The organism is Candidatus Seongchinamella marina (assembly GCF_026262685.1).
Lineage (GTDB): Bacteria > Pseudomonadota > Gammaproteobacteria > Pseudomonadales > Halieaceae > Halioglobus > Halioglobus marinus.
In genome coordinates, this window is sequence record NZ_SHNP01000001.1 from 354,342 (window position 1) to 373,071 (window position 18,730).

The 18,730-nt window shown below is 53.3% G+C and carries 11 protein-coding genes; 9 read left to right on the plus strand and 2 right to left on the minus strand.

Annotated elements, in window-relative coordinates; genetic code table 11:
- The first annotated feature begins 65 nt into the window (after positions 1-65).
- Positions 66-1,847: an aminopeptidase P family protein gene (locus EYC87_RS01470; protein WP_279251292.1), complete on the plus strand. Its 1,782-nt coding sequence runs from the start codon at positions 66-68 to the stop codon at positions 1,845-1,847.
- Between the two features lie 38 nt (positions 1,848-1,885).
- Positions 1,886-3,235: a sodium-dependent transporter gene (locus tag EYC87_RS01475; protein ID WP_279251293.1), complete on the plus strand. Its 1,350-nt coding sequence runs from the start codon at positions 1,886-1,888 to the stop codon at positions 3,233-3,235.
- Between the two features lie 36 nt (positions 3,236-3,271).
- Here EYC87_RS01475 and cls read toward each other — a convergent pair whose 3' ends face one another.
- Together cls and EYC87_RS01485 are read right to left on the minus strand one after the other, a co-directional pair.
- Entirely contained in the window at positions 3,272-4,711 is a 1,440-nt protein-coding gene (cls, locus tag EYC87_RS01480; RefSeq protein ID WP_279251294.1) for a cardiolipin synthase, read from the minus strand.
- A 3-nt stretch (positions 4,712-4,714) separates the two neighbouring features.
- On the minus strand, positions 4,715-5,614 hold the full coding sequence (locus tag EYC87_RS01485) for a tyrosine-protein phosphatase (protein ID WP_279251295.1): 900 nt from the start codon (positions 5,612-5,614) through the stop codon (positions 4,715-4,717).
- Between the two features lie 130 nt (positions 5,615-5,744).
- Here EYC87_RS01485 and EYC87_RS01490 point away from each other — a divergent pair, with 130 nt between their 5' ends.
- From EYC87_RS01490 to EYC87_RS01520, 7 genes are all read left to right on the plus strand, one after another.
- Positions 5,745-8,303 (plus strand): AAA-type ATPase lid domain-containing protein, encoded by a 2,559-nt coding sequence (locus tag EYC87_RS01490; protein WP_279251296.1) that lies wholly within the window; start codon positions 5,745-5,747, stop codon positions 8,301-8,303.
- Between the two features lie 15 nt (positions 8,304-8,318).
- The gene (locus tag EYC87_RS01495) at positions 8,319-8,888 is read left to right on the plus strand and encodes a hypothetical protein (RefSeq protein WP_279251297.1); all 570 of its coding nucleotides are present in this window, start codon (positions 8,319-8,321) and stop codon (positions 8,886-8,888) included.
- 229 nt (positions 8,889-9,117) lie between these two features.
- Positions 9,118-9,528: a response regulator gene (locus EYC87_RS01500; protein WP_279251298.1), complete on the plus strand. Its 411-nt coding sequence runs from the start codon at positions 9,118-9,120 to the stop codon at positions 9,526-9,528.
- A 4-nt stretch (positions 9,529-9,532) separates the two neighbouring features.
- The gene (locus tag EYC87_RS01505; protein WP_279251299.1) at positions 9,533-10,099 is read left to right on the plus strand and encodes a chemotaxis protein CheW; all 567 of its coding nucleotides are present in this window, start codon (positions 9,533-9,535) and stop codon (positions 10,097-10,099) included.
- Positions 10,092-12,188, plus strand: coding sequence for a methyl-accepting chemotaxis protein (locus EYC87_RS01510; protein WP_279251300.1), 2,097 nt, complete (start codon positions 10,092-10,094; stop codon positions 12,186-12,188). The genes EYC87_RS01505 and EYC87_RS01510 overlap by 8 nt, the downstream gene beginning before the upstream one ends.
- Positions 12,189-12,254: 66 nt before the next feature.
- Complete coding sequence (locus tag EYC87_RS01515) at positions 12,255-14,666, plus strand: FimL-related protein (protein WP_279251301.1); 2,412 nt, start codon at positions 12,255-12,257, stop codon at positions 14,664-14,666.
- Positions 14,667-14,700: 34 nt separating this feature from the next.
- Complete coding sequence (locus EYC87_RS01520; protein WP_279251302.1) at positions 14,701-18,729, plus strand: response regulator; 4,029 nt, start codon at positions 14,701-14,703, stop codon at positions 18,727-18,729.
- The last annotated feature ends 1 nt before the right edge of the window (position 18,730 follow it).

Here is an 18,730-nt window from a genome sequence, read left to right on the forward strand (position 1 = left end):
CAAGCACTGCTTCCGGTGTAGATTTCGGTTACACTTGCCGCCAAATTTGCACCGGAATATATTCTATGAATGCTATTGCTGATCGCCTGAAAGCTGTTCGCGCCCGAATGGCGGAAGTCGGCTGTGATGCCCTGATTGTGCCTCGGGCTGACGAATACCTCGGCGAGTACATCCCCGCTCACAATGAACGCATGCTGTGGATTTCCGGTTTCACCGGCTCAGCGGGAGCAGTAGTAATTCTGCAAGACCGCGCGGCGATATTTGTCGATGGTCGCTACACCGTTCAGGTACGTAACGAGGTTGATTCCCAGCTCTTTGAGTATTGCCATTTAATCAAGGAACCTCATGCGCAATGGATTGCTGACCAGCTTAGCGACGGCGCTCGCGTGCTTTGCGACCCCCGAATGCATAGTTTGAACTGGTACCGAAGCACTCAGTCGACGCTGGCAGCGGCTGGATTAAATCTGCTTGCAGACACTGACAATGTGATCGACCACTGCTGGTCAGGCCGGCCTGAACCGAAGATTGGGCCAGCACTATTGTTGGAGGAGGCCTTTACCGGCAGCTCTTCGGCTGCAAAGCGTCGGCGTATCGCTGCCGATGTGGCCGCCAAGGGTGCCGATGCAGCATTGATATTTGCGCCAGACTCGGTGAGTTGGCTGTTGAATGTACGCGGAACGGATATTCCCTGTCTGCCCATACTGCAGAGCTTTGCTTTGCTCGACACGAAGGGTGACGTCACGGTATTTGTCGATGCCGGTCGTATCCCTGAGGGGTTTGCCGCCCACGTTGGAGAGGGCGTGCGAATATTGGCCGAAAGCGCCGCGCAGGAAATTTTGCTTAGCTATTCAGGCCAACGTCTGTTGGCCGATCCCGATAGTGCGAATGCCTGGACTCAGCTGACTTTGGAGGCCGGCGGTGCTCAACTGGTATCCGCTCCAGACCCTGTTTTACTGCCCAAGGCCGCTAAAAATGCGGTAGAAGTCGAAGGCGCGCGGCAAGCACATCGCAGGGATGCAGTAGCCGAAGTTCGTTTTCTGGCCTGGCTGGATGCGGAAGTGGACCGCGGCATACTGCACGACGAAGCGGCTCTGGCAGACAAACTGGGCGCATTCAGGGAGGAAGGTGATCAGTATCATGGTCCGTCCTTCGATACGATTTCTGCTGCCGGGGGCAACGCTGCTATGTGCCACTACAATCACTTGAACGTGGCCACTCCCGGACAGTTGACGATGAATAGCGTGTACCTGGTCGATAGCGGCGGACAGTATACGGACGGCACTACGGATATCACGCGAACGGTAGCAATCGGTGATCCAGGAGAGGATATTCGTCGCATGTTTACCCTGGTGCTCAAAGGCCATATCGCTCTTGATCAAGCTCGCTTTCCCGCAGGAACCACAGGCACTCAGCTGGATGCTCTGGCCAGGCAGTTTCTGTGGCGAGAGGGCTTCGACTACGATCATGGGACCGGCCATGGTGTTGGGGCATTCCTCAGCGTGCATGAAGCGCCTCAGCGCATAGGCAAAGCCCATAATCCTTTTGCCTTACTACCGGGAATGATCGTTAGCAACGAACCGGGGTACTACCGTGACAACTGCTTTGGTATTCGTTGCGAAAACCTAGTGGTTGTTCGCGAGGCTCAAGCCGCTGGTGAGACTCTCGTTTACGAATTTGAAGCACTCACTTTGGTGCCCTTTGATCGACGGTTGCTGGACCGTTCCATACTGACTGCAGATGAGTGCGCGTGGATAGACAACTATCATGCCCTCGTGGCGACACAGATTGCGCCTCTGCTGCAGGGCTCAGCCAAAGTCTGGCTGGAACAGGCTACTCTACCGCTGTAGACTGAGCCGACACATAACAATAATTGGAGACATAGACCATGGCTGGACCTGCTGGCGAACATTGGTCATCTCGGTTTGCATTTTTGATGGCATCGGTGGGCTTCGCTGTCGGCCTCGGCAACATCTGGCGTTTTCCCTATGTAACGGGTGAGAACGGTGGCGCAGCGTTCGTTATTATTTATCTCGCCTGCGCCTTTGGTATTGGTGTTCCTATATTAATGGCCGAGCTGCTGATCGGTCGGCGTGGTAAGGGCAGTCCGCCCAACGCCATGGCAGTGGTAGCCGGTGAAACCCATCGCTCCCGTCATTGGAAAGTTGTTGGTGGAATGGGCCTACTGGCCGCCTACACTATTGAAATCGTTTATGCCGGCGTGGTCGGGTGGGTGCTGTGGTACTTGTACAAGGCGATTACCACGGGGTTTGTGGGCGTCGATGCGCAGATAGCCGAAGCGACCTTTAACGGAGTACTGGCGGACAACGTGGGCATGTTGTTCTGGACGCTCGTTGGTTTAGCGATAACGGGTTATATTATTTATTCGGGGGTAAAAGACGGTATCGAGCGCGCGGTGCGAATTATGATGCCCGCCATGTTTTTATTGCTGCTGGGACTTGCCACCTACAACTATTTTGCCGGCGGCTTCGGTGAGGCGATTCGCTGGTTGTTTACGCCTGATTTTAGCAAGATTGGTCCGGCAACTGTGTTGGCTGCCATAGGGCAGGCATTCTTCTCTATCGGTGTGGCGATGGGCGGAATGATGACGTACGGTTCTTACCTGCCGCGCTCAATTTCTATTACCCAGTCGGTGCTGATTATCGTTGTCGCCGATACGCTGGTGGCACTGCTGGCAGGCCTGGTTATTTTTCCGGCGGTATTTAACTACGGTCTGAACCCCGCTGCCGGTGCTGGTCTGATTTTCCAGACCTTGCCTGTGGCCTTTGCCCAAATGCCCGGAGGTTATGGTTTCAGTATTCTGTTCTTTATCATGTTGTCGGTGGCAGGAATTACTTCCATGGTGGGCCTGGTGGAGTCAGTGAATTCATGGGTGGAAGAACGTTTTAGTATTTCTCGTCATAAGAGTGCGATGATTGTCGTGGGTTCAATTGCGGTGCTCAGCATCATTAGTTTGATGTCTTACAATGTGATTGGCGGCGTATCTATGGGCGGTCGCAATTTCAACGACATCATGGACTACTTCTCTAATCAGATTCTGCTGCCACTGGGTGGGCTATTGATTGCTGTCTTTGCAGGTTGGGTTATCACTAAAGAAATTTCTGCTGATGAGTTGGGTATCAAAAACGGCGTGGGTCACCAGCTATGGTATTTCCTGATTCGTTTTGTGGTGCCACCTGCATTATTGGTAATTTTCGTGATGGGTATCAGCGAGTAGAGTCACTTCGATCGCTGACCGCATGGCGGGAAACGCTTATAGAACGGGAGAAAAGAGTCGCGCTACTGCCATTCCCAGGGTGAACCAGGCAGGCTTGTTGGCAATTTCTTCTTTGACTACCAGTCTGCTGCGATCAAAATCCCGTTCCAGCATCGACTCCACCTTTCTGGCGAAAAACAAGTCGTGCACGAGTAAAGTGATTTCAAAGTTGAGGCGAAAAGAGCGATTGTCAAAGTTAGCGGTACCTACTCCTGCCAGTTGATCGTCCATCAGCAAGACTTTCTGGTGCATGAACCCGCCCTGGTAGCGATATACCTTTACGCCGCAGGCAATCAACTCATTGGTGAAAGACCAGTTCGCCATCGCCACAACCGGGCCGTCCGGTTCATCGGGAATTATTACTCTGACATCTACGCCGCGCAGGGCTGCGAGTTGCAGTGCAGCGACAATGCCGCGGTCAGGCACGAAGTATGGGCTGGCAATCCAGATACGACGCTGGGCGGCGACGATAGTCTGGTGAAACATGAGTCCCGCTTCTTCGTATTCGCTGGCCGGGTCGGAAGGAAATACCAGTACAGTGCTTTCTCCTGGTGCGGTTCTTGAGACGCTCCAGTCGACCTCGAGCTGTTTGTTTGTCGCCCAGAGCCAGTCAGTCGCGAAAGCTTGCTCAGTGCCTAGCACTGCCGGGCCTTCGACCTTGGCGTGGGTGTCTCGCCAGTGGCCTACTTTTTTGTCCAGTCCCAGATATTCATCGCCGACATTGTGACCGCCAACCCAGGCCTGCCTGCCATCGACAACAACAATTTTTCGGTGGTTGCGAAAATTCAATTGAAAGCGATTGCGCCTTCCCTGGGTTGTATTGAATGGCTCCGCTTCTACGCCGGCCAATAATAGCTGTTTGCGAAGCTTGGAGCGGTGAAATTGGCGACTGCCGATTTCATCGTAAAGCAGGTAAACAGAGACTCCGCTCTTAGCCTTATCCGCCAGAATGCGACACAATTTTCGGCTCAGTTCGTCGTCGCGAATAATATAAAACTGAAAAAGGATGTATTGCGTTGCTTGCTCCATACCTTTCTCAATGCTGGCAAAGGTAGCATCGCCATCAACCAATAGCTCGATCTTGTTGCCGGCTGTGGCGGGCATTCGAGCAAGATTGAACAAGCTAGTGTAGAGCGGAGTATCACTGCCAATGGGGATCACATGTTCTTCAATACTGCTGTTGGTACGCAGGATAAGACGCTGGGCTTCCCGCTCTATTTCATCTCTTTTCTCAAGGTAACCGGCAAAGCGATTGCGGCCAAAAATCAGGTACAGCGGAAGACTGAGCATGGGAAAACTGAGAAGAGATATTGTCCAGGCGATAGCACCTTGGGAAGTGCGACCATTGAGTATGGCTTCCACTGCGCAAACCAGGGCTGCAACGTATATCAGCACCACGCTAAGCGTGACTATTTGCGCAAGCAGTGTGAACTCCATAACTTACTCCAACAGGGTGTTTCGCAAAGTGGTGATACCCGTATCATCAAGGCCCAGTGCCTGGTGTATGTAGTTGTCGAAGCTGCCATATTGTTCGTCGATAGTATCAAAGGCAGCTTGCAGCCAGGCTTCTTCTACCCCCAGTAAAATGGCGATCTTGTCAGCGGCCTCTTTCCCCTGGAGCAGGCGCACCAGACTCAGCTCTTGTTGGCGGGCGGCGATGGCGTAGTCGCGACTTAGCATATAGTCGCTCATGATAACGTCGTCGGGCACTCCGAGTATTCGCAGTAAAATTGCAGCGGCGAAACCCGTGCGATCTTTTCCAGCGCTACAGTGCCATACGATAGGCTGTCCCTTGGCTTTGAGCACTTCCTGAATGAATTGGCTGAACTGGGGGGTGAATGTTTTGGCGAACTCACGGTTGGCTTCGATCATAAACGCAGTGGGCTCGAAGTCAGAAAAATCGCCGCTGTCGAATCGTGCGATGATTTCTTCACCGACACTATTGTCTCCTCCGTCCATGATAGGAATCTCGACGATTTTGAACTTAGACGATTTGGCAAACTGATTGGGTTCTTCTTCTTTTTCAGCAAGCGAACGAAAGTCGATCAAGGCTTTAAGGGTGAGACCGTCCAGAACTTTCTGGTCTGCCCGGCTAGTCTCAGCGAAATTGCCAGAGCGATAAAGCTTACCCCACCTGATCTTTCTGCCTTGCGTGGTGGCGTATCCGCCAAGGTCGCGAAAATTGCTTATTCCCTCAAAATTCAGCACCCGATGAGCTTCCCGCTGTTCAGCGGGAAGCCGCGACGGGATAACAACCGGTTCTGATGGAATGAACTGGATGACGGTTATCGATAGTGCAAGGACGGCAAATGCCGACCAGAACAATTTCTTCTTATTCACGGTTTCTCCGACTTGGTCCCGCGTGTTCAATGGGGATGAGCATAGCATTGCGCGAATCGACGCGCATTGCGGGCAGTATGCCATTCGCTACTGCCCAACGGGGTTATCCCCTATACTGGATCAGGTGACTGTGCTTGATGAACATTACGGAGATCTCGGTGCTTGTCTGGTTATTATTGACCGGGACAGCCAGCTCGTTCTTGAGTGTCTTGGAACCCTGCCTTTTGCTGTGCCGGATGGCGTCAAGGGTCGGGGTTGGCATGATGTGCTAGGAATTCCTGCCGATAGTTCAGCGGTGGTTAGTCAATTTATTGTCGCAGGTATCGCTGCAGCCTTGCCACCAGTAATCGTGGGAGCCGGCGCAGATGGCGATTTTTTAATGGGCGGCATGACCATGCCACAGCAGTGGCATGGCAAAAACGCCGCGCTATTATTTTTGCGACCTTTGACCACCCCCTGGGGGCTTGAGGCCGAGATTGACGTGGTCGCTGGTGATATTGTCGCGGTGGTGGGGGTTGATCACCTTGAGTTCAGTCCTGCCTGGGGCGTGCCTGAGATCGAGAGCCTGATGATGGAACTCCGCTGCGGACTGCGGCAAATACTCAGGGAGCAAGACTGGCTGGGTTTGCCTGAGGGCAGCACTATTCCTGTCGTACTGCGAGGTCTGGAGCCTGATACAGCCCTGAATGTTTGTCGTGCCTTGTCTTCTCACCTGCATCAGTTTCTTGCCGGATGTGACGCCGGTGCTCAGTACGCCAGAACCTGTATAGGCCTGTCGCAGCGGCTGCAGGGCCAGACTTCACTGAGTGCGCTGGTTGCTGCCAATGCTGCTTTGTTGCAGGCGCAGGCGGGTAGCGTCGAGCAGATACGCTATGCCAGCCCATGGGATCCACTGGGCCAGGCTGCTCGTTCATTAAACGCCACTGGCGCCTTTCGAGATGCATTGCGCGATGAGCGGCACTGCCGATACCTCGATGCACTTACCGCCCTGCCGCAGTCCCCCAGGCGCCTGTCCGACTACTGTGCTCGAGTGTTGGAGGCTACCCTCGAACAGGAAGGGCTTGCTGCCGCAGTGCTCTTAAAACAGGGCCTCCATCATGAGCTGCTCTGTCTTTCGGCGGCAGTGCGTAGCCAGACAGATATTGAATCAGGTTCAGTTGAACGGTTGCCGCGCGCATTGCAGGTTGCTGTCCGCGCCCTGGATGCAGCAGCGCTGGCGTCTTCTCCAATGACCTCCAGCAATGGGGTTCTCACCCTGGCACTGCGAACAAGTGCAGGTATGCAAGGGGCTTTATTGCTATTGCAAGCAGATGAATCGGTTTCGCCTTTTCGGCCTGGCCCTGCAGCGCTGCAGCTAATAGCGACCGCCCTTGCGAACACTGATGCGCCTGCCAAACCGTCTGTGGAGGAAGTGGGGTCTCACTTGCTTACTCCCCGAGAAATGGAGAAGGGCATTGAAGGCTATGTGCTGGATAACATGGAGGGCGCTATCGATCAGGCGGTTTTTTTGGCAAAGGTTGATATGCCAGTTGCCATTATCGGTGAGCAGGGCACGGGGAAAATGTATGTAGCCCAGGTTATTCACGCTGAGAGTGGAGGTGCACCGGAGGCACTAGTGCGCCTGGATTGCCGTGCGTTTCGTAATCGCAATGAGGCATGGACTCGGATTAGTCGCGAACTGGAACAAGGTCAAGGCAGGTTGCTGGTATTCAAGTCGCCGCAGCTGTTACACCGGGAAACCCAGAGTCGACTGGCCAGGCAGTTGGCATCAAGAATCTCCAGTGATGACGGGGGCAGCCACTACCTGGCTGCCAATCGCTACTTGGCGCTGTTCCCTGAGGATTTAGAGGCACTGGTGGCCCAGGGTGTTTTGGATGAGCGTTTGGCCAGCGTGTTTGCGGGTTACCCCATTATTGTGCCGCCCTTGAGGGAGCGTCCACGGGCGGTCTTGCGTTGGGCACATAAAATACTGGAACAGGAGAGTACGCTGGCTGATCGACGCGTGTCGGGGTATACCCCCGATGCCGAGCAGGCGCTCTTGCAGCATGGCTGGGCCGGCAACATCAGTGAGATGCGCTCGGTCATCACCGCGGCGCTGGAGCGTGCCGACAAAGAGTGGATTACACCAGTGGACTTGGGTTTGTTCATTGGGATCTCGGCTGACGGCAAGGCCGCCGCCGCTAAGGAACGTCCGTTCCTGGCGCGACATGAAGAGGAAGAGTTGGCTGAGTCGTACTATGCCCCTACGCTTCTGGAAGAACTGCGCATGACCTTGGGACAATCGCTTGCGGCTTCTCTTGCGACGGACACCCTGCACCCACTGGGGGCGTGGCTAGATGATGAGATTATTGAAGCTGCTCTGGACCGCTGTGGCGGTGATCCCCGGGGCGCAGCGGAGTATTTGGGCACCCGTAGCCGTAATATTGGCCGCTGGATGCCCAAGGTCAGGCAAAGTGAGCAACAGCGCGAAGCAAGTCTCCTCTGGCAGGAGAGTCGCCGATTGATCCGCGAGTGGGTGGCGGGGTCATCACCTCAGGAGGAGGCCCCGCAGCAATTGGCGCAGGATTTACTCATGGCGCTGTTAATGCAGCAAGGCGGTGACTTAAATGTTGCCGATAGAGCCCGGGTGATGGGCGTTTCAACACCGACCTATCAAAAGCGGGTTAAACAGCTGCTACAGAGCGTTTAGAGAGGATAAATAAACATGGCGGAACACCGTAAAAGCCTGGACGACTGTGCCAGGGAGTACGCTGAAATGTCACAGGATAAGCTGCCCTCCAGTCTTGGGTTTTCAGCCCGTCTCAACATGCTCTGGGACTTGGCGGGGGTCGCCCCCAGTCAGTTTGAGGGCAGGGTGCTTGGCGTTATGGCCATTAATACACAGTGGCGGGAAACGGAGATTAGAAAGTGGTTGCAAAAAGACGTACTACCTCCCCGCAGCGATCTTCGCAATATGGTTATTTTTCTGGTCGCGCAACTAGGTGAGGGCCAAAGTGTTGAGCGCTGGGAGGCATTTTTGATTTATGGCGCGCCGGTGGTCTCCTCACCGGTGAATCACGCGATGTACCGCGAGGATCAGGCTCGCCGTGAAATTGCCTCGCTGATTTTTGCCAAGTTGGCTGATGAGTACGGGATTCCGCCTTCCGCCTATGACGCTGACAAGGCTTTCCAGCGCTGTTTGGGCTTGATGCACAAGTTCAATATCTATGAAATGCAGGACTTTCAGCCGGGCCACCTGGAGCCCTTCAAGAATTGTATGTTTCCGAGCGAGTAGCGTCCTTTTCTCTAGTTGGTAGTGATCTTCCGTAATTTCTGGAGCATTGCCCTTATTTTCGCCGCCATATTGCCCCTTGCGGCCCATAGGGGCGCTCGGCAAGGCGATTCCCTCCGTTTTCTGCACAAATCTCCAGTTTATAGTTGCCGGTAGATTTCGCCGCCTGAAATACTGTCGGAGCTATAACCCATGTGAAAACTCACACTACTGACACGAAGTGAGGGCAGTAATGAACGAACAAACCGAAGAGATGGACATCAGCGGCGTAAAAATCGCCATTGTAGATGATGCCAAGACGATTCGTATGATGATGTCCCACACCCTGAGAGGCATGGGCTGTGAGGTCGAGTGTGCAGAGGACGGTTACAAAGCCCTGGGTATGCTGCGTCGCTTCAAGCCAGACCTGATCTTCCTGGATATTACTATGCCGGAACTGGACGGATACCAGACCTGTACGTTGATCCGCAATGCGGAAGACACCCGGGACACGCCGGTGGTGATGCTCTCCTCATCAGATGGAATTTTTGATATCGCCAAGGGGCAAGCTCGTGGTGCAACAGCCCATGTCACTAAAATTCCCCCTGAGAGCGTTTTGCGTCAATTGATCTTTAACCACACCAAGCAGCGTCGCGCTGCCTGATCGCATGGCTCCTTCGGCTATACAGTCCCTGGATGCTCTCGAGCAACGCTTTCGTGAGGATGCGGTGGAGGCCCCAGTGCAAGATCTGGAGCGAATGGAGTGGGTGGGCACCTGCCTGAGTATTGCTGGTGTCCCGTTGCTAATAGGTGAAGGTGAGCTTGAGGAAATTATTGAAACACCCAATGTGATGGCTATTCCCGGTACCAAACCCTGGGTTCAGGGTGTGGGCTCGCACATGGGCGGGCTTATTCCCATCATCAGCGGTGATGTTTTTTTCCGCAAACGACCTTACAGCGGCCGCGTGCGAGATTACTGCATGGTATTGCGCCGCCCTGGCTTTTATTTCGGTATTACCCTGAGCGGATTAGAGCGGGATATGAAGTTTTTGGTGGAAACTCGTGACATGACAGTGACCACCGATCCCGATTTTGCCGAATACACAATGGGCGGTTTTCCCGACCAGGATCGCGTGCTGGCGGTGCTTGATATCGATAAATTGATTGCGGACAGCGACTTATCTAACGCTGCTGCTAATGACCCTGATTCACCCGAGGAACGGACCAATGATTAAGACAGAAAAAATTGGAGCCAACAAAATGCGCGCCTTGTTAATGGGGCTGGGTATTCTGGCCTGTCTGGGAGGAGTGGCCTACAGCTTTTTCATCATACAACAAGAGTCAGGGCACGAAAGTCACTACGGCACCGCCACTGATGAGTTGGCTAGCCTGGCTCGTCAGGTTGCTATAAGCGTCCAGGCGACAGAGCAAGGCGACGAGCAGACTTTTATCGAGCTCGCTGACCAGGAGGCTCAGTTCGAGGCGCAATTAGCGCTTATTGATGCGCCTGAGCTTAATGACGAAATTAGCATCGTTGATCTGAATTGGCAGCCGGTCAAGCGTGCGTCGCAGACACTGTTGGAAGCAGCTCCACGTATTGTGTTTGTTCGCGGTGTTGCTACCGAGCTGGAAAAAAATATGAAACCCATGCAGCGCGAGCTGTCATCGGTTGTCACCGTGTTACAGCGCCAGCGAGTCTCTCCAGAAACGCTGGTGGCAGCGCAAAAGGCGCCCTGGATGTTGGAGCGTATGGCTCGTAATATCGACCGCATCCTGGTTGGCAATGCTGATAGTCAGGTCGCTGCCGACCAGTTCACCACAGATGCAGCCGACTTCTTCCGGATTATCGAGGGCTTGACCCGAGGTGATGAGCTGCTTGGAATTAACAAGGTAAACAACACCTCCGCGATTGAGGCGTTGAGTAACGCGTTTCGTTTGTTTTCGGGTGTTTCAACTTCGGTAGACCGCATCGCAGGCGCCTCGACAGAGTTGCGCCAGGCGGCATCTGCCCGTAAAACCATCGCCGAAAATAGTGTTCCGCTTATTGATGCAATCGCCAGCCTCCAGCCAGCTATTGCCAGTTTAGCGGTAGGGCGTCTTTACGACACGAGGAACCTGATCATTCTTTTCGTAGCGCCGGGTTTACTCGCTGTCGCGCTACTGGTGACCATGGTATTGGGTCAGCGCCGAAGAGATTCTTATACTGCAAAAGGAGTTGCCGAAATTAATGGCGCTCTGGCGCATATTTCCAAAGGAGACCTCACGGTTACGGTCGCAGAAACCAACTCTGTGACCAGTGGTGTTGCTCAGGGTCTTAATGCCGCGACCCAGAATCAGTGTCAACTGGTTCGAGAAATACGCGCGCCTTTTGAAACTTCGGTCAGGGAAATTAGCAGTATTGGAGAAAGTGCACGCGCCCAGGTTGATAAAGGACGTGAGCTCACTCGTTCTGTCGTTGACTCGACTGAAACGGCCACTGAAATGGTGCGTACCAGTGAAGAGATTAAAGCTTCCACCGCGGAGGCCGCTGAGACTTCCGATAGCAACTGTCAGAAAGTTGCTCAGGGTTACGAACTGACCAAGGATATGTCCAAGGCTTCGGTGGATGTGCGTGAGTCTGTTCAGGAAACATCAAAGTCTGCCAAGCGACAGGGTGAACTTATTCAGTCAGTAACTGCGGCTGCCGAATATATTCAGGCGCTCAACACCAAAATATCAGTGGTCGCGATTAATACGCGTATTGAGGCCGAGAAAGCCGGTGAGTATGGCAGGCCGTTCCTGGGTATTGCTGAATCCATCGCTGACCTTCTGCGAGAGGCTGAAGAAGAGGGTCGAAAAATTATTTCGGAGGTACGCATGTTGCAAAACATGTCTGCGGATAACCTGGCCAGTATGGAGAATACGGTGGGTACGGTTGTTACCATCCTCGAGTATATCGACCGACTGGATAGTTCGCTGGAGGAAATTAACTCGGGCTCCGATGCGATCAGCGACATCATCAGGAATGTAGATGACGCTGCTGGCAAGTCGGCGGTTAACGCCTTGCATATGAGTAGTTCAATGGCAGAAATCAGCGAACGGAATCTTGAAATCACTGAACTGAATGAAGTCGCGCAAAAGGGCGTGAATTCGCTTCAGCAATCGATGCGCAGTGCTGCCAGCAATCTTGGTCAATTCCGTATCGATAACGATTCAGCCTATCAGGCTGCAAGCGGTGTTGATGTTGAGGGCCTGGATAACATCCGTGCCGCCAACCAGGGCTACCGCGAAAAAGAAATGAGTGCTCTGGATATTGCACAGCAAAAGAAACGGGCTTCAGTATAAGAATTAGCAAAAAGCCGCGCGGGTCTATGCCGCGTCTTTGCGCATACTAAAACCGGAGGTTTAGTAGTGGCCATTAAAACTGATATCGTCGCCCTCAAGTGGGTGGTAGGCCTGATGAACAAGCAAGCAGAGAATGCCGAAGCTTCGCTTGTCGAATACAGCAACGATACAAGCCAAAAAAAGCCTCTGCTGCAGTGTATGTGGGCAGTTCACCAGATTACATCCACGCTCAGGGCGCTGGGTATGGGCAAGGGTGAAATGCTGACGCTGGAGATGGAACGCAGTCTGAACTATCTCTACAAAGACAAGGTCGTCGGTGAACGTCAAAAACTGACCATGGGTGGACTGATGCAAGCGCTTAAAGTGTTGCCAGCCTATCTAGCTCACGCCGAAAACGCGCGAGCAGACACTGGCCATGGACTGGAACAGCACGTCAATGATTTGCGACGCTGGATAGGCGAGAGGCCCAGGCCCGCAGCTTTCTTCTTCCAAATGAATATTCCTGAGGGCCGCGGCATCACTGTGGATGGCACACCAGAAGATTCTGAGGAAGTGCGAGAGCGGGCGAATGTGATGCTCACGCTGTACCTTGAAATGGCCAAGATGGCCCTGCGTCGTAAAAATGTTGGCGAGAGCATGAAAACCGTCGCTCGTATTTCACGTCGCATGCAGACAATGTTCTCTGGTACTGAGCCAGAGCGCTTCTGGTTCACAATGGTGGGTATTTGTGAAGGTATGGCCGGTGGCCTGATTGTTCCTGACGAATGTATCGCGCAGATATTCAAGTCCGGCGCATTCATGATCAAGTATGCCCGCGAAAATGGAGTAGAAGTCGATGAGTCAGTTGACTACGACAACCTGCAGCAGCAGATGTTGTTTTACATTGCCAGTTGCCAAGCCAAGCCTGTGCATATTGCCCGGATTCGCCAAGTCTTTTCAATTAATGACAACACGCTCGAAGAGGCTAATCGTGGTCTGATTCACATGGATGCGTTGGTGACAGCGCTCAGTTCAGCCCTGGAGCGGCTGAATGGAGTTGAAAATTATCTTAGCTCCCTAGACCTCACCGAGGCTGCGCGTTCTGCAGATATTGAGTTGGACCCCAAGACTTTAGATGGCATAGAAGCCACCCAGTATCGACTGGAAGCGGCGGGACAGATGGCCCATGCAGATTCCTTGCGTTCGGTGCAGGATCGTCTGACAAAACTGTTTGGTGGTGTTTACAACGAGTCGCCTTCCCAGATAAACCAGGCAATCAACGATATAATCCGCGGTATCGTAGGTGTGAAGCTTGATATCGAGCATAAGCTGGAGCACGGGCTTTGCAGTTCATTTTCCAGCCGTGAATTTGAGCTCAGAGAAAGTGTGGTTACGGCGACTTTTAACCATATGGGCCTGGTTGAAAACTACATGCACCAGATTCTTCGTCGCAAGGAATTGGCGAGCGCCCTGGCACGAAAACCCAATGACCCGCAGTCAACGCTGCGGCTGACAGTGGCGCTTAATCGCCATCTCAATAAAACTGATCAAGGGTATGAGGCGCTGCGGCAGTCAGTGCGCGATGCAGATGCTGGTGAGCCGGATCTTGATTTACTGTTTATTCAAGCCAAGGAATTTCTCAATGAGCAGGAAACCATATCCGATCGCAAAGCGATCGATATGTCCCTGCAGCTACTGGCGGAAATTTCCGGTGCCTTGGGCTTTGCCGGCATGGAGCGGGAGGCTCAGATTATCGAGCGTTGTCAGCTCTGGCTGGCAGCAGCCAGCAAAGGCGGTGCAGTCAGGGAGGACGATGCTTTCCGCTGTTTCGCAGAGGCTTTTGCTCAATTAGAGCTTCACCTACAGCGATCAATTGCCGATCCGCTGGACGATACTTCCCATATGTTGGCGATCGCAGAGCAGCGCGCTGCCCAACTGGATGACCATGCAGCGGGATTATCAGACGGTGCCGAAGTCGTCACTACCAGTTGGACTGAACCTAAAAATTACGTTGAAGACGCTGAGGTTCCCGCTGAATTTCGAGAAGTCTTTATAGAAGAGTCTGAGGAAATTGTTCAGGAAATCAGCCGTCTCACTCCACTGTGGTTGCAGCAACGAGAAGATCAGGAAATGTTGCGTGAGATTCGTCGCCACTTTCATACTTTTAAAGGCAATGGCCGCGCCGTAGGTGCCAATATTCTGGGTGAGTTGGGTTGGTCTGTACAGGATATGCTGGACCGGGTTCTGGATGGGGATTTAAAAGTATCGCCTGCGATTGAGTTCCTTCTCAAAGAAGTAGTCGCTGCACTGCCTAATCTGGTGATGTCCTACAAGGAAGAAAACGCTTGGGATCCCAGTCATGTTCGGCTGTTAACTGATCGTGCATTTCGCCTCGCTGAGAGTGGCCAGGAAGATATCGCCGAGGGTTTATCCCAGGTTGAAAAAAATGTACACGGAGGTGCGGACGACGCACCCGTCTCCGAAACGCTGGGACAGTAGGGGTCTGGCTAAACAATGAAAATGGAGAATCAACGTGCAATCTGACAACGAAAACGCCTTGGTAGCTGATTCCGCTGTTGACACCACTATCGAAAGCTCCAAGGAGCGCACACTTCAATGGTTGATGGAGTTGGATAGGGATGAGCCGGAAGAGAGCCTGTTCGTGGTCGACAGCAAACAGACCGCTGACTTGAGTTTGAGTGCTTTTGAAGCAGAGGTTGCTGCCAGACCAATGACCCGAGGACGTATCGGTGCTGATGATCTGGATACATACATCGGCGAAGAAATTGTGCTTTCAGAAACGGGCGGCAATGACATTTACACCAACAGTGCCGTTGAAGAAAATGCTGATATCGAAGAAGACGCCTTTGAAGGTCTGATGGCCATCGAGTTCTCCCGTGTGTCCAATGAGGAAGCTGAGGGATTGGCGGAGAATGTGCAGGATGGTAGCGATATTCTGGGTCTGGAAGATGACGACGATATCGGTGACTCTTATCTCGTGGTCAAACGGGTGAAGAAGCCCGCGGAGCCTGCCGAGGAAAGTGAGCCACCCGCGCAAGTTCAGGATCCTGTGATTGAGGAGATTGTTGCAGCGCCCCCGCCCGCGGATGTTGCTGACTACTTGCACAGTAACGAGCTTCCTCATGACGACAAGGACTTTGATGACTTCCTGGCGGCCGGACATGATTTGGCGATTAGTGAAGAGGATTTTGAAGGTCTTAGTCTCGAAGCCATTAATGATCAGTTCGCAGCAGATGCGAACATAGACAGCGACCTGGATTTGCATGCAGATTTTGTTGCCATGGATGATTTTGGCGGAAATGTGATGGCCGTGATCACGCCCTGTCTCTCTGGCTTAATGGAAGAGCTTAATGCTTTGATTGCGGCCAGATTGGCGGTCATGGGACGCGATGGCGATCAGGTTCTGGCGGATGTGTCGGTGGCGGCCGACACTGAAACGGCCCAGCTTGCACTGCAGCAAGGTTATGAGCCTCTCTCACACATTTGTACGCAAGTACCCGAGGCGCTGGCAGAGCTGGATGTCTCGCAGCGCGATGCAATTTTGCTGCGCCTGACTGATGCCAGTAACGGTGAGACTTGTAATCGTTTGTTGCTTGAGGGCGCCCTAGAGGTTTCTCCGGTGCAACTGGCAGAGCCAGAGTTAACCCAGGTGCCAAACGCCGAGCTTGAGAGTGAGAGCTTTGTTTATGCTCCAGAGGCGGAGCTTCTCGCAGAGGATTGGGCTCCTGCCACTGATGAATACGAGGCCATTTTCGACCAACTTGGTGATACTGACTTTGACCTGGACTTTGATGCATCTGCTGGCGATGGTCCAATAGACATGGCAGAGGCTGTTGAAGAAATTCTTGCAGAAGAGTTCGTTGCAGATGATGAACAGACGCTGGAGTTGTTCGAAGAGAACCTGTTTGAGGCCGAGCTCAGTGCGGCAAAGGATGAACTGGCTCCCGTGTCTCCTGAAGACATTGATAATGTATTCAGCGATCTGGGTGTGGAGACTGAGACTGCAGGAGAAGTGTGTGGCGTAGAGTTTGAAGAGTTTGCTGAAGCTACCCCGGAAGCTGTAGAGCATACTGCGCCTCAGTTCGATGAGCTGCCTGGCGTCGCTGCACTGTCAAGCGATGCAACCGAAGACATGTCCTGGTGTATTCCTGAGGGAATCAAGTTTAGCTACAGCAGTCCTGGCGGAAGCGAAATCTTCGCGGAATTTCTGGACGCCTTTATTGAAGAGGGCTCGTCGGAGCTGGAAAAGCTTGAAGACGCGATAAGCGCCTGGGAAGCTGAGGTTGCATCTGATGCCGCTTATACTCAGGTCACCCGGATCCTGCACACGATCAAAGGTATTGCCAAGGGCGTTGGGCTGCATTACTACGGCACTTTGATTCATAATTTTGAAACATTGCTAGAATCTGTGGCTCGTCCAGCCGCAGAGCAAGAGCAGGGATATTTCCGTGTGGTAAACGCCTGGCTGGACGCGGCCGTTCGCGGCATGGATTTTGTGCAGGGCAATCGCCAGGATATTCTCAGCGAATTTCCCGGTGGCATGGCTGCAGCGGCTGCAAACGAAAAACAAACTGCGACCGCCGAAGTGGTTGTGCCAACTGCTGAGGATGCAACGCCAGAACCGGCGCTGCAGTCTGATCCTGAGCAGGCAAGAAAGGCGGCAGCTGATTCTCTTCGCAAGAAAGAAGACAAAAAATTGGCGGACGAAGGTGCACGTGCCCTGGCTGCACAGCAGTCTGTGCGCATTACCTCCGAGAAACTGGACCTGTTGTTGAATTTGACTAATCAGGCCCAGCAGTTGGGTGTTCGCACGGCGCAGAGCACAACTCGTAATAAGCGCGCGTCTGCTGAGTTGCAGGGTCGTTTGTCTTCCGTACGTGCGCACATCGCTGACATAGCAGACCGCGCGCTTTTTAATGTTACGGCTCGCGGCAGTGCCCATTCTGCAGAGCTGGACGCCCTGGAAATGGATCAGTACACCGAGCTTCAGGAAGCGGCTAATATTTTGCGCGAGGGAGTGGAAGATCTGGCTGATCTTATTGAACTGGCCAGTCGGCATAATTCGCAGGCCGAGGCGTTGCTGAAGCAACAGGCCACTGTTATTGGCTCAATAGGCTCTTCTATTCGTGCCGCCAGAGTCATTCCAGTGTCGCGTTTGATGCCTGGTCTAAGACGATTAGTGCGCACCGTAAGTAATGACCTGGGTAAAGAGGTGGCTTTCCGCGTCAGCAACGAGGTTGGCACTCTGGATCGCGATGACTACGCTCGCTGCCAAACGATTCTCGAACACATGGTGCGCAATGGGTTGGATCACGGTATCGAGTCCTCCGCAGATCGTAAGGCGCAGGGAAAACCTTCTGTAGGCCAGATTACTGTTGATGTGCGTATGTCCGGCGCTGACTCGGTCATTGTGTTGTCGGACGATGGCCGTGGGATCAATCCCGAGGCTATGCGCGAGTCGGCTGTTCGCAAAGGACTGGAAGTCGACGCCTATGCGCTCAGTGACGAAGAGGCTTTGAAACTCGTATTCCACAAAGGCTTTTCCACGGCCGCCGCTCTCAGTCAAATTTCAGGACGCGGTGTAGGCATGGATATCGTGCTCAGTGAACTGCAACAGATGGGTGGTGATATTCAGATCGAGTCTGAGGTGGGCAAGGGCACGTCCTTCCATATCCGGATTCCCTCTAATGTGACGGTGAACGGTGCTTTGTTGGTCACCGCCGGAGACAACTCTTATGCGATACCCCTCGGTGGGCTGGTGTCGGTGGATGAAGTGCCCGTTGAAACATTTTTTGCCGCTGTAGAGAGTGGCGAAAAGTTGCAGATGTCGGGTGTGGCCTGTGAGCCTGCATATTTAGGTACGCTTTGTAACAGTGGTAACTTGCCTGAGCGTTCAACCTGGCGTAACACCTTGCCGGTGATTATCGCAGGCTCTGAAGCTCGATACATGGCTATCGCCATTGATGACGTAGAGGAAGCCCTGGAGCTTGTTATTCGCTCGCTGGGGGCCCAGTTTGCATCCGTGCCCGGCGTTGCCGGGGCCGCGACCACTGCTGATGGTGAAGCGGTGGTTGCGCTTGACCTGAACGTATTGGTCAGTTGCTTTGAGGAAGGGCAGGGCACGGCAGTGCCAGCCGATCAACCAGAGGAAGAAAAATTCCTGGCCCTGGTGGTGGACGACTCGCGAACGCAACGCATGGTTGCCACCAGTCAACTGGAAACCGTCGGGATTGAAACAGCCACGGCGGAGAACGGGGCGGTCGCTATCGATTGGCTTAATACCACCGAGCATCTGCCCGATGTGATTTTGCTGGATGTTGAAATGCCTGTGAAAGATGGTATCCAGACCCTGCGCGAAATTCGTAAGTCAGCCCGTTACAGTCATATTCCGGTAATCATGATTACCTCTCGTACCGGTGTGAAACACCGCACCCTGGCGGAAGAGGCTGGATGTAATGGATACATGGGTAAGCCTTTTAATTTCCGCATGTTGATCGGTCAGATCAATGAGTTGACGGGACACCGTCTTGAGTTGGGCTGAG